Source organism: Streptomyces sp. NPDC021020 (assembly GCF_044333285.1).
Classification (GTDB): Bacteria; Actinomycetota; Actinomycetes; order Streptomycetales; family Streptomycetaceae; genus Actinacidiphila.
The window spans coordinates 653,681-666,290 of the sequence record NZ_JBIRQQ010000004.1 but is presented as its reverse complement, the minus strand read 5'-3'; the positions used below and the strand labels follow the sequence as shown (position 1 = coordinate 666,290).

Genomic DNA, 12,610 nt, shown 5'->3' with positions numbered 1-12,610 from the left:
CCGGGCGCGGCGTCCGCGAGGGTGAGGGCATGTCCACCACCGTGCCCGACTCCCCCGCGCCGCTGCAGCCCGGCGCCCCCGTCACCGTCCGCCTGGTCAAGGCCGGCCGCGAGAAGGTCCGCTACCCCGCGACCGTCACCGCCGACGACGGTGTCCGGGTGACCGTCACCGCGCCCTGGTCGCTGCCGCACACCCGCGACTTCGGCTTCGTCGCCTTCGCGCCCGGCGACGTCTTCACCGAGCACTACTGGCGCGACCGCTGGTTCGCCGTCAAGGAGGTGCGCGGCCCGCAGGGCGGCCTCAAGGGCTGGTACTGCGACATCACCCGCCCGGTGGCCGTCGCGGGCGGCGAGCTGACCTCGGAGGACCTGGACCTCGACCTGTGGGTGTCGGCCGACGGCGGCACCGTACTGCGGCTGGACGAGGACGAGTTCGCCGCGAGCGGCCTCGCCGGCCGCGACCCGGACGCGGCGGCGCGGGCCGTCCGCGCGCTGGACGAGCTGGAGGCACTGGCCCGCCGCGAGGGCGGGCTCGCACCGCTGCTGCGCTGAGGCGCCGCGGTCCGGGACTACAGCCCCGGCCACTCCTCGACCGTCAGGGCGAAGCGCTCGTGGTCGCGCCAGGCGTCGTTGATGTAGAGCATCCGCGGCGAGCAGCCCTCGTGCCGGAAGCCGAGCCGCTTGGCCATGGCGATGGAGCGGACGTTGTCCGGCTGGACGCTGATCTCCAGCCGGTGCAGCCCGAGGCCGCCCGCCGCCTCCGCCGTGAAGCAGCGGTCGACGACCTGGAGCAGGCCCTCGGTCATCCGCCCGGTGCCGTTGTAGGGCACGTAGCTGTCGTAGCCGAGGGCCCCGTTGCGGAAGCGCGCCAGCACGATGTTGGCGACGTTGCACTTGCCGACGACGCCTCCGTCCTCGTCGTCGAGGACCAGGAACGTGCGCAGCCCGGGGCCCTGCCGCCGCAGCAGGTCCGGCAGGCCGTCCGGCTCCACCGGATTCCACGGGCTGAGGTGCTCCACCGAGCGCAGCACCGCCGCTCGGTGGGCCTCGACGTCACTGGGCCTGGGCTCTCTGATCGATACGCGCATACGTCCATCATCCCCGGCCCCGCGCCGGGCCGCCGCCGGCCCGGGAACTTCCCGGCTCAGCCCATGAACTTCTTGAACTCGTCGGGCAGTTCGAAGTCCTGGCCGCCGCCGGGCAGGCCGAACGGGCTGCCGTCCTGGCCCGCGCCCTGGTTCTGCTGCTCCTCGCGGCGGCTCGCCGCGGCGGCCTCCTCGGCCTTGCGCTTCATCGGGTTGCCGGACTGCCGGCGTCCCTTGGCCTGCTTCTGCTGCTTCTTCTGCCGCCCGGGCCCGCCGCCCATGCCGGGGATCCCGGGCATGCCCGGCATGCCGCCGCCCTGCGCCATCCGCGACATCATCTTGCGGGCCTCGAAGAAGCGCTCGACCAGGCTCTTGACCGCGCTGACCTCGACACCGGAGCCCTTGGCGATACGGGCCCGGCGCGAGCCGTTGATGATGTGCGGGTCGGCGCGCTCGCCCGGCGTCATCGACTTGATGATCGCGGCCGTGCGGTCCACGTCCTTCTCGTCGAGGTTGTTGATCTGGTCCTTGATCTGGCCCATGCCCGGCAGCATGCCGAGCAGCTTGGAGATCGAGCCCATCTTGCGTACCTGCTCCATCTGGGACAGGAAGTCGTCGAGCGTGAACTCCTTGGGGCCCTTGGCCAGCTTGGCGGCCATCTTCTCGGCCTCGGCCTGGCTGAAGGTCTGCTCGGCCTTCTCGATCAGCGACAGCACGTCGCCCATGCCCAGGATCCGGGACGCCATCCGGTCCGGGTGGAAGGCGTCGAAGTCGTCCAGCTTCTCGCCGTTCGACGCGAACATGATCTGCTTGCCGGTGACGTGCACGATCGACAGGGCCGCACCGCCGCGCGCGTCGCCGTCGAGCTTGGAGAGCACCACGCCGTCGAAGCCGACGCCGTCGCGGAAGGCCTCGGCGGTGTTGACCGCGTCCTGGCCGATCATCGCGTCGACGACGAAGAGGATCTCGTCGGGGCGGACCGCGTCGCGGATGTCCGCGGCCTGCTGCATCAGCTCCTGGTCGACGCCGAGGCGGCCGGCGGTGTCGACGATCACGATGTCGTACTGCTGCGTCTTCGCGTACGCGATGGAGTCCTGCGCGACCTTGACCGGGTCGCCGACGCCGTTGCCCGGCTCGGGTGCGAAGACCGCGACGCCCGCGCGCTCGGCGACGACGCTGAGCTGGTTCACCGCGTTCGGCCGCTGGAGGTCGCACGCGACCAGCAGCGGGGTGTGGCCCTGGCCCTTGAGCCAGCGGCCGAGCTTGCCCGCCAGGGTGGTCTTGCCCGCGCCCTGGAGGCCCGCGAGCATGATCACCGTCGGGGGCTGCTTGGCGAAGCGCAGCCGCCGGGTCTCGCCGCCGAGGATGGCGACGAGCTCCTCGTTGACGACCTTGATGACCTGCTGGGCGGGATTGAGCGCCTGGGAGACCTCGGCGCCGGTCGCGCGCTGCTTGACGCTCGCGACGAAGGCCCGCACCACGGGCAGCGCGACGTCGGCTTCCAGCAGCGCGATGCGGATCTCGCGCATCGTGGCGTCGATGTCCGCCTCGGACAGCCGGCCCTTGCCCCGGAGGTTCTTGAACGTCGCTGCGAGGCGGTCGGAGAGCGTATCGAACACGGTGGCTGCAGATCCTCGGGTCAGGGGGCGGGAGACGATCGCCTTCCAGGGTATCCGGCCCGGACGGCATCGGGCCCTCGCCCACCGGATTACGGCGGGCGAGGGCGACGCCCCGCGTGCGCGGCGGCCGCGTCAGCGCAGTGCCGCCTCCAGCTGGCGGGCGGTCTCGGCGGCGCGGTGCGGGGACAGCGCCTTGCCGTCCTTGCCGACGACGTAGAAGGCGTCCACGGCGTTCGCGCCCAGCGTGGAGATACGGGCGGAGCGCACGGTGACCCCCGTCGCGGTCAGGGCGAGCCCGATGCGGTGCAGCAGGCCGGGGGCGTCGTGGGCGCGTACCTCGATCACGGTGGCGGTCTGCGAGGTGTGGCCTGGCGCCACCGTCACCCGGGGCGGCGGCGGGGTGATGCCGCGCCGCCGCGGGTAGGCGGCCTCGCGCTCGGCGAGCCGGGCCTCGATGTCGAGGGTGCCGTCGAAGGCGCGGGCCAGGTCCGCGCGCAGCCGGGCGGCCTCCGGCAGGGCGCCGTACTCCGCCGACACCCGCCAGTTCAGCAGCGCGACCTGCCCCTCCCCCACCGGGTCGACGGCCCGCAGGTCCGCCGCCCGTACGCCGAGCCGGTGCAGCGCCAGCACGCCGGCGGCCAGGGCCAGCAGCGCGGGGCGGTCCGGCACCGCGAGCAGCAGCTCCACGCCCAGCGCCTCGTGCGGGGCCTCGCCCTCGGCCTCCGCCTCGGCGTGCGCGCGCAGCGCCAGCACGGGGCCGCCGGTGCGCGCGGCCTCGATCGCGAGCCGCTCCTCCTCGGCGGTGGACTCGCGCTCGGCGGCCTCCGGCACCGCCCCGGTGTCCAGCGCGCCCGCGACCTTGCCGACCAGTTCGGCGAGCAGCGAGGCCCGCCAGGTGCTCCAGGCCGCGGGCCCGGTGGCGAGCGCGTCGGCCTCGGTGAGCGCCGCGAGCAGCTCCAGGGTGGAGGTGTCGCGGACGGTCGCGGCGACCGCGCGGACGGTCTCCGGGTCGTCCAGGTCGCGGCGGGTCGCGGTGTCGATGAGCAGCAGATGGTGGCGGACCAGCAGCGCGAGCGTCTCGGCGTCGGCGGCGGAGAAGCCGATACGGACCGCCACGTCGCGCGCGATGACCTCGCCGGCCTCGCTGTGGTCGCCGGGCCAGCCCTTGCCGATGTCGTGCAGCAGCGCCGCGGTCAGCAGCAGGTCCGGGCGGCCGACCCGGCGGGTGAGCCCGGCGGCCTGCACCGCGGTCTCGACCAGGTGCCGGTCGACGGTGAAGCGGTGCACGGCGTTGCGCTGCGGGCGGCAGTGCACCCGCTCCCAGTCCGGCAGCAGCCGGGTGACCAGGCCCTCGGCCTCCAGCGCCTCCCACACCTGCACGGTGGACTCCCCGGCCCCCAGCAGCGTCAGCAGCTGCTCGCGGGCCTCGGCGGGCCACGGTACGGGCAGCGGGCGCGCGGAGGCGGCGAGCCGGCGTACCGCGTGCGGCGACAGCGGCAGGCCCGCCTGCGCGGCGGCCGCGGCGGCCCGCAGCGGCAGGACCGGGTCGCGGTCGGGCTTGGCGGCGAGCGCGAGCACCGCCTCGCCCTCCTGCTCCACGACGCCCTCGGCCAGCGGCACGCGCTCGGGCACGCCGGCTGCGGGGGTGGTCCGGCCGCGGCCGAGCAGCCGGCGGCGGGGGCGGGACTCCCGGGCCTTGAGCACCCGGGCGACCTCGCGCCAGGTGACGTCGGCGGCGTAGGAGATGCGCCGGGCGGCCTCGTAGACCTGGCGCAGCAGCGCGTCGGCGTCCAGCAGCCCGAGGGCGGCGGCGACCTGGTCCTGCTCCTGGAGGGCGAGCCGGTCGGTGGCGCGGCCGGTGACGAGATGGAGGGCGTCGCGGGTGTCGAGCAGCCGGGTGCGGGCCTGCTCCAGGCCGTCGCGGGGGGCGTCGGCGAGCCAGGAGGCGGCGACGGCGCGCAGGGCGGTGGCGTCCCGCAGGCCGCCGCGGGCCTCCTTGAGGTCGGGTTCCAGCAGGTAGGACAGCTCGCCCTGGCGCTCGGCGCGCTCCTGGCACAGCTCGCGCAGGGCGGGCAGGCGTTTGGGGGCCTGGTTGCGCCAGTCGGCGAGCACGGTGCTGCGCAGCGCGGAGCCGAGGGCGGGGTCGCCGGCCAGGTGGCGGGCGTCGAGCAGGCCGAGCTGCACCTTGAGGTCGTCGGCGGCGGCCTTGCGGGCCTCGTCGGGGGTGCGTACGGAATGGTCGAGGGCGAGGCCGAGGTCCCACACCGGATACCAGAGCCGGTCGGCGAAGGCGCCGACGGAGCGCTCGGAGTCGTGCAGCAGCACCAGGTCCAGGTCGCTGCGCGGGGAGAGCTCGCCGCGGCCGTAGCCGCCGACGGCGAGCAGCGCCCAGCCGGTGGCGCCGGTGGCCTCGGCGGCGGCGCCGGCGAGGCCGGCGAGCCAGCGGTCGGTGAGGGCCGCGAGCTCGGCACGGCGCGGCGGCCCGGACCGCGCCTCCTGGGTGAGGAGGCGCAGCCGGGCCGCCGCGTAACTGTCGTCCTGCGCTTCGACGCTGTCGGTCACTCGTTCTCCAGCGCTGGTTCGGGGGTCAGAGCGCGTCGGGGCCGCGCTCGCCTGTGCGTACCCGCACGGCCGTGTCGACCGGGAGGCACCACACCTTGCCGTCTCCGATTTTGCCTGTTCTGGCGGCTTTCACCACGACCTCGATGAGCTGGTCGGCGTCGGCGTCCTCCACCAGGACCTCTATGCGGATCTTCGGCACCAGGTCGACGGTGTACTCCGCGCCACGGTAGACCTCGGTGTGGCCGCGCTGCCGGCCGTAGCCGCTGGCCTCGGTGACGGTCAGGCCCTGGACGCCGAAGGCCTGGAGGGCTTCCTTGATCTCGTCGAGCCGGTGCGGCTTGACGACGGCGGTGATGAGCTTCACGCGTCCACCTTCTTGCTCGCCGCGGGCGCACCCACCGGTGACGCCGCGTGTCCTGTGCTGCCGATGCCGCTGAAGTCGTACGCGGTCTCCGCGTGCTCGGCCTGGTCGATGCCGCTGATCTCGATCTCCTCCGGCACCCGGAAGCCCATCGCGAGGTCGATGGCCTTCGCGAGGATCGCGGAGACGACCAGGGAGTAGCCGAGGACGGAGAAGACACCGATGGCCTGGACGCCGAACTGGTGCCAGCCGCCGCCGTAGAAGACGCCCTTGACGTCCTGGCCGACGCCGCCGGTGGCCAGCAGGCCGATGAGCAGCGAGCCGACGATGCCGCCGACCATGTGGACGCCGACGACGTCGAGGGAGTCGTCGTAGTTGAACTTGTACTTCAGGCCGACCGCCGCGGCGCAGACCACACCGGCGATGACGCCGACCGCGATGGCGCCGAGCGGGCTCACCGAGGCGCAGGAGGGGGTGATGGCGACCAGGCCGGCCACCGCTCCGGACGCGGCGCCCAGGGTGGTGAAGGAGCCGTGCCGCAGACGCTCGTAGATCAGCCAGCCGATCATGGCGGCGGCGGTGGCGATCTGGGTGTTGATGAAGACGGTGGACGCGACGCCGTCGGAGGTGATCTCGGAGCCCGCGTTGAAGCCGAACCAGCCGAACCAGAGCAGACCGGCACCGAGCATGACCCACGGCATGCTGTGCGGGCGCATCGGGTCACGCTTGAAGCCGACCCGCTTGCCGATCACCAGGATGACACCGAGGGCCGCCGCACCGGCGTTGATGTGGACCGCCGTACCACCGGCGAAGTCGATGACGCCCTTGGTGCCGAGCCAGCCGCCGCCCCATACCCAGTGGGCCACGGGGAAATACACCACGGTCGCCCACAGGGCGATGAAGATCGACCATGCGGTGAACTTGACGCGGTCCGCGAGCGCGCCGCTGATCAGCGCGGGGGTAATGATCGCGAACATCAGCTGGAAGGCGGCGAACGCGAATATCGGGGTCCCGGTGGCCCCCCACAGGTCATCGGGTGCGATGTCGCGCAGTCCCAGCCAGTTGGTGCCGCCGATGAAACCGCCGTGGTCGCCGTCGAAGGCGAAACTGAATCCGTAGCCGGTCCACAGCAAGGTGATGATGCCCAGGCTGATGAAGCTCATCATCAGCATGTTCAGGGCACTTTTCACTCGGACCATGCCGCCGTAGAAGAACGCCAGCCCAGGTGTCATCAGCATCACCAGCGCGGCGCTCAGCAGCAGGAACGCGGTGTTGCCGGAGTCGAGCTTGGGCGCATCTGCGGCCAGTGTGAAGATGGCTGGTGCCATCGGCGTCTCCTCGTCGTCCGAACGGCCCGAACGGGCTGTGCAGGGTGGGCCGGTTTTCGCCATGAGATTGGCTGAGCCGGGTTTCCGCCGATGCCGTACGGTGTTTCGCCGCGGTGACGAAGAAGTCGGGTGTGTTACGCCGGGGTGAACCGTCCCCCGGTTCGGTGAATTGTGTATACGGGTGGGAACTCGGGGGAGTCAGAGATCGCCGGGGAAGGCGCTCGGGCCGCACACCGGGAAGGCGTGCGGCCCGTGGGACGGCCGGCCGGCGGGCCGGTCAGGCGGTTTCGGCGACCTCGGGGAGTTCCACCGAGAGCCGGTCCGCGAGGGCGACGACCGCGGGCAGCTCGCCGAAGTCGCGCACCGCGGTGCGGGTGGTCTTGCGGATACGCGTGTTGACGCGTTCCGACCGCAGCCGCTTGGCGACGTCCATCGCCTGGTCGGTGCAGAGCGCGGCCTCCTCCGGCTGCCGCTGCAGCAGATGGACGCTCGCCAGGCCGACCAGGTTGAGCGCGTACGCCCGCTGGTGCACGCTGTCGTCGCGGAAGCCCGCCACGGCCTTCTCCATCACCGGGTGCGCGAGCGAGGCGTACGCGGGGCTGCGGCCCGCGACATAGGCCAGGTCGCGGTAGGAGTGGGCGTTCTCGGCGTGCAGCTCGGCCTCGTTGAAGAAGCTGATCCAGCTGGGGTCCTCGCCGGGGCGGGCCTCGGTGAAGGTGTCCTCCGCGGCGCGTACGGCCCGGTGGCACTTGCTGACCTGGCCCATGTTGGCGTACGCGCGGGCCTCCAGTGCGTAGAGCATCGCCTGGGTGGTGGCGGTCGCGGTGTCGCGGCTGCCGTACTGCGCGAGGTGGATCAGCTCCAGCGCGTCGTCCGGGCGGTCCAGATGGATCATCTGGCGGCTCATCGAGGACAGGATGAAGGCGCCCAGCGGCCGGTCACCGGCCTCCTTGGCCGCGTGCAGCGCCAGCACCAGGTACTTCTGGGCGGTGGGCTGCAGGCCCACGTCGTAGCTCATCCACCCGGCCAGCGCGGCGAGGTCGGCGGTGACCCGGTAGAGACGGCGGGCGACCACCTCCGGGTGCGACTCCTGGAGCAGGTCGGTGACCTCGTGCAGCTGGCCGACGACCGCCTTGCGGCGCAGCCCGCCGCCGCACTGGTTGTCCCACTCGCGGAACATGACGGTGGTCGACTCCAGCAGCTGGAGTTCCTGCTCCGACAGCCGCGACGGCCTGCTCGCGGCCGACCGTGCCGCGGCCTCGGGCGCGCCGAACCCGGCGAGCGAGGTCGGCACCAGCCAGCGCTGCATGGGCTCGACCAGCGCGGGCCCGGCCGACAGCGCGAGCGAGGCGCCGAGGAAGCCGCGGCGGCCCAGCATCAGGTCGCTGCGGGAGAACTCGCTGATCATCTCGACGGTCTGCGGGCCCGCCCACGGCAGGTCCACGTCGCCGCCGGCGGGCGGCTGGTGCGCCGGGCGCAGGCCCAGGTCCTCGACCGGGACGACACACCCGAAGCGCTCGGAGAACAGCTCCGACAGGATGCGCGGTATCGGCTCGCGCGGCTGCTCGCCGTCGAGCCAGCGGCGCACCCGGGAGGTGTCCGTACTGACATGGTGCGCGCCCAGCTCGCGCGCTCTGCGGTTCACCTGACGCGCCAGCTCGCCCTTGGACCAGCCGCTGCGTACGAACCATGAACTCAGCTGCGCGTTGGGCTGCTTGTCTGCTGCGCCGCCCACGGTCAAGCCCCCATCCTGGTCTTGCCCGACCCCGACACCCAGTGATTACCAGGGTCTGCCGAGTCCTGTCCTCCGGTTGCCGAAAGTGCCGGGGCCGGTGGCGCGGCCTCGGACCGCCCGGAATTGCCCGCGGCATAGGCACAAGGCACACGCGGACGCGTGCGGTGCAGCCGCCGGGGACTGGCCAACCGAAAGTAGTCCTACGATCACGCACCCGGGGAGCCCCCGTGGCGAAACGCCACCTTTCGCCACCCCAACGAATGAACTCCTCAGCCGCAACAGGCGATTCACTTGACACAGCGCTGGTCAGCGCGGGCCGGAACGAGCGGGCGGGCGCGTAACCATCGGCGGCGGCGATCCGTTGGAGGTGCATGGTGTTCACGATCAGCGGGATGCGGGAGTCGCGCGAATCGCGGCAGCAGCGGACCGGCGTCCGGGATCTTCCCCGGCCGCGCCCCCCGGTGCGCCCCGGCGTACGCCGTCGGTTGCACGCCGGGGTCTGCACCACAGTTGGTGACTACACGGGTCGCTGCGGATGGGCCGTCGTACCCGGCGCCCGGGTCGCCCGCGGCGGCGGGCCGTGCTCCTGCGGCGACACCGGCTGCCCCGCGCCGGGCGCGCATCCGCTGCCCTTCGCCGACGAGATCCCGGCCGGCGCGCCGGCCGCGTGCGCCGCGGAGGCGTGGGCGCGGGTGCCGGGCGCGGCGGTGCTGCTGCCGACCGGGCGGTCCTTCGACGTGATCGAGGTGGCCGCGGAGCCGGGGCGGCGGGCGCTGGTGCGGCTGGAGCGGATGGGGCTGCGGCTGGGTCCGGTGCTGGCGACCCCCGCCGGGCGGGCGCAGTTCTTCGTGGCGGCGGGCGCGGCGGCCGAACTGCCGCACCTGCTCTACCGGATGGGCTGGGACGACGCGGATCTCGACCTGCGCTGCCTGGGGCCCGGCGAGCACGTCACCGCTCCCCCGTCGGACCACGGCGGACAGGGCCCGGTGCGCTGGCTGCGCGAACCGCCCCCGGAAGGGGCGCCGCACGCGCCCGAGGCCCGGCTGCTGCTGGGCACCCTGGCGTACGTCTGCCACCGCGACCGCTCCCCGGTCTGAGCGGGGCGGTCCGGCCCGGGTACGTACCCCGGCCGGGCGCACATAGCGGAACGCGTAAGGGGCACCCGCCATAGCAGGGTGCCCCTTACGGTCGGCGTCTCGCGGCGCTCCGCGCTACTCGCCGATGAGCGCGTCCACGAAGGCCTCGGGCTCGAACGGCGCCAGGTCGTCGGCGCCCTCGCCGAGGCCGATCAGCTTGACCGGCACGCCCAGCTCGCGCTGGACCGCGATCACGATGCCGCCCTTGGCGGTGCCGTCCAGCTTGGTCAGCACGATGCCGGTGATGTCCACGACCTCGGCGAAGACCCGGGCCTGCACCAGCCCGTTCTGGCCGGTGGTGGCGTCGAGCACCAGCAGCACCTCGTCGACCGGGCCGTGCTTCTCGACCACCCGCTTGACCTTGCCCAGCTCGTCCATCAGGCCGGTCTTGGTGTGCAGCCGGCCCGCGGTGTCGATCAGGACGGTGTCGGCGCCCTCGGCGATGCCCTCCTTGACCGCGTCGAAGGCGATCGACGCCGGGTCGCCGCCCTCGGGACCGCGTACCGTACGGGCGCCGACGCGCTCGCCCCAGGTCTGGAGCTGGTCGGCGGCCGCGGCCCGGAAGGTGTCGGCGGCGCCGAGCACGACGCTGCGGCCGTCGGCGACCAGCACCCGGGCGAGCTTGCCGGTGGTGGTGGTCTTGCCGGTGCCGTTGACCCCGACGACCATCAGGACGGCCGGGGACTCCTCGTGGCTCTCGGTCTTCAGCACCCGGTCCAGGCTCGGGTCGACGAGCGTGAGCAGCTCGGTGCGCAGCAGGCCGCGCAGCTCCTCCGGCGTCCTGGTGCCGAGCACCCGCACCTGGGTGCGCAGCCGCTCGACCAGTTCCTGGGTCGGGGCGACGCCGACGTCCGCGGTGATGAGGGTGTCCTCGACCTCCTCCCAGGTGTCCTCGTCGAGGCGCTCCCGGGACAGCAGGGTCAGCAGGCCCTTGCCCAGGGTGTTCTGCGAGCGGGACAGCCGCGACCGCAGCCGGACCAGCCGCCCGGCGGTCGGTTCGGGCTGCTCCAGGGGCGGCGCCGGTTCGAGCTCGATCTCCTCGACGGTCTCCGGCGCGACGGTGGCCCCGGGCAGCGGGACCTCTTCGATGGTCCGCCGGGATTCCTCCTGCGGCGGCGCGCTCTCCTCCCCGATCTGCGGTTCCGCGGGCGGGGAGGGAGCCGTCGGCGTGCTCGGCGGCTCGCCGGGCGGCAGCTGCTGCTTCCTGCGGCGGCTGCCCACCACCAGAGCGCCGGCCCCGAGGATCACGACCAGGGCGATGACTACGACAAGGATGACGATTTCCATAACCCGACCAGTATCCACGGTCGGGATATCCCGTGGTGGCGCTCGTGGCGGCCCGGTGCGGGTGTCGGAACGGGCTCAGCCCATTTCTTCGAGGGATTTGCCCTTCGTCTCCTTCACGAAGAAGACCACGAAGGGGATGGAGAGGATCGCGAAGCACGTGTAGATCACGTAGGTGGCCGACAGGTTCCAGTCCGCCAGGGTCGGGAAGCTCGCGGTGATCGCCCAGTTGGCGATCCACTGCGCGGAGGCGGCGACACCGAGGGCCGCGGCGCGGATCTTGTTCGGGAACATCTCGCCGAGGAAGACCCACACCACCACGCCCCAGGACAGGGCGAAGAAGAGCACGAAGACGTGGGCGGAGGCCAGCGCGACCGCGCCCTGGGCGGTGGGGAGCTTGTCGCCGTGCTTGTAGGAGAAGGCCCAGGCCTCCAGGGCCAGCGCCACGGCCATGCCGGCGGAGCCGATGAGGGCCAGCGGGCGGCGGCCGACGCGGTCCACGAAGACCATCGCGATGGCCGTACCGATGATGTTCACGATCGAGGTGGTGAAGGAGTAGAAGAACGAGCCGGAGGGGTTGATGCCGACCGACTGCCACAGCGTCGAGGAGTAGTAGAAGGCGACGTTGATGCCGACCAGCTGCTGGAACATCGACAGGCCGATGCCGATCCAGACGATCGGCAGGAAGCCGAAGCGCGAGCCGAGCAGGTCGGAGAAGGTGGACTTGTGCTCGCGGCGCATCGCGGTGCGGATCTCGTCGACGCGTGAATCCAGGTCGGTCTCCTCGCCCTCGACCTCGGCGAGCACCTTGCGCGCCTGGGCGTCCTTGCCGACGGTGAGCAGGTAGCGCGGGGACTCGGGGATGGCGAAGGACAGCAGCCCGTAGACCACTGCCGGGATGACCATCACACCGAGCATGACCTGCCAGGCCTCCAGGCCGATGATCTTGCCCCGCTGGTCGCCGTCCGCGCCCTGCAGGATGGCGTAGTTGACCAGCTGCGACACCGCGATGCCGAGCACGATCGCGGCCTGCTGGAAGGACGCGAGCCGCCCGCGGATGGCGGGCGGCGAGACCTCGGCGATGTAGGCGGGGCCGATGACGGAGGCCATGCCGATCGCGAAGCCGCCGATGATCCGCCAGAAGGCCAGGTCCCACAGGGCGAAGGGCAGCGCGGAGCCGACGGCGCTGATGGTGAAGAGGACCGAGGCGATCTGCATGCAGCGGATCCGGCCGATCCGGTCGGCGATCCGGCCCGCGGTGGCGGCGCCGATGGCGCAGCCGATCAGGGCGATCGCGATGACCTGCGCCAGCGTGCCGGAGCCGATGTCGTACTTGTCGCGGATGGCCTCGACGGCGCCGTTGATGACGGAGCTGTCGTAGCCGAAGAGAAAGCCGCCCATCGCCGCGGCGGCGGTGATGAAGATGACGTGGCCCAGATGCTCCGGCGGCATGCTGCCGCCCGTTCCGGAGGCTCGCTCCGCGCTGGTGGTCACAGGATCT

Annotated in this window: 10 protein-coding genes; 2 read left to right on the top strand and 8 right to left on the bottom strand. The window is 72.7% G+C overall.

Going from position 1 to position 12,610, the window contains the following annotated elements:
• Window positions 1-29: 29 nt before the first annotated feature.
• Window positions 30-551 (top strand): DUF402 domain-containing protein, encoded by a 522-nt coding sequence (locus ACH4SL_RS14655; RefSeq protein WP_398445119.1) that lies wholly within the window; start codon window positions 30-32, stop codon window positions 549-551.
• A gap of 17 nt (window positions 552-568) precedes the next feature.
• Here the strand turns inward: ACH4SL_RS14655 and ACH4SL_RS14650 are convergent, their stop codons facing one another.
• The 6 genes from ACH4SL_RS14650 to ACH4SL_RS14625 all read right to left on the bottom strand — a co-directional run bounded on the left by ACH4SL_RS14650 (window position 569) and on the right by ACH4SL_RS14625 (window position 8,689).
• Window positions 569-1,087 carry a GNAT family N-acetyltransferase gene (locus ACH4SL_RS14650; protein ID WP_398445117.1) on the bottom strand — a complete coding sequence of 173 codons (519 nt, stop codon included), beginning with the start codon at window positions 1,085-1,087 and terminating at the stop codon, window positions 569-571.
• Window positions 1,088-1,143: 56 nt separating this feature from the next.
• The gene (gene ffh, locus ACH4SL_RS14645) at window positions 1,144-2,703 is read right to left on the bottom strand and encodes a signal recognition particle protein (RefSeq protein WP_398445115.1); all 1,560 of its coding nucleotides are present in this window, start codon (window positions 2,701-2,703) and stop codon (window positions 1,144-1,146) included.
• Window positions 2,704-2,835: 132 nt separating this feature from the next.
• Window positions 2,836-5,265: a [protein-PII] uridylyltransferase gene (locus tag ACH4SL_RS14640; protein ID WP_398445113.1), complete on the bottom strand. Its 2,430-nt coding sequence runs from the start codon at window positions 5,263-5,265 to the stop codon at window positions 2,836-2,838.
• 25 nt (window positions 5,266-5,290) lie between these two features.
• A complete protein-coding gene (locus ACH4SL_RS14635) occupies window positions 5,291-5,629 on the bottom strand; it encodes a P-II family nitrogen regulator (RefSeq protein WP_031519019.1) in 339 nt (112 codons plus the stop codon).
• Entirely contained in the window at window positions 5,626-6,954 is a 1,329-nt protein-coding gene (locus ACH4SL_RS14630; protein WP_398445111.1) for an ammonium transporter, read from the bottom strand. Before ACH4SL_RS14630 ends, ACH4SL_RS14635 begins: the two co-directional genes overlap by 4 nt.
• A 277-nt stretch (window positions 6,955-7,231) precedes the next feature.
• Window positions 7,232-8,689 (bottom strand): hypothetical protein, encoded by a 1,458-nt coding sequence (locus tag ACH4SL_RS14625; RefSeq protein ID WP_398445108.1) that lies wholly within the window; start codon window positions 8,687-8,689, stop codon window positions 7,232-7,234.
• Window positions 8,690-9,060: 371 nt separating this feature from the next.
• Here ACH4SL_RS14625 and ACH4SL_RS14620 point away from each other — a divergent pair, with 371 nt between their 5' ends.
• The gene (locus ACH4SL_RS14620) at window positions 9,061-9,786 is read left to right on the top strand and encodes a bifunctional DNA primase/polymerase (protein WP_398445106.1); all 726 of its coding nucleotides are present in this window, start codon (window positions 9,061-9,063) and stop codon (window positions 9,784-9,786) included.
• 114 nt (window positions 9,787-9,900) lie between these two features.
• Here ACH4SL_RS14620 and ftsY read toward each other — a convergent pair whose 3' ends face one another.
• Window positions 9,901-11,112, bottom strand: coding sequence for a signal recognition particle-docking protein FtsY (gene ftsY / locus ACH4SL_RS14615; protein WP_398445104.1), 1,212 nt, complete (start codon window positions 11,110-11,112; stop codon window positions 9,901-9,903).
• A gap of 75 nt (window positions 11,113-11,187) precedes the next feature.
• Window positions 11,188-12,561: a sugar porter family MFS transporter gene (locus ACH4SL_RS14610; RefSeq protein ID WP_398445345.1), complete on the bottom strand. Its 1,374-nt coding sequence runs from the start codon at window positions 12,559-12,561 to the stop codon at window positions 11,188-11,190.
• Window positions 12,562-12,610: the final 49 nt, after the last annotated feature.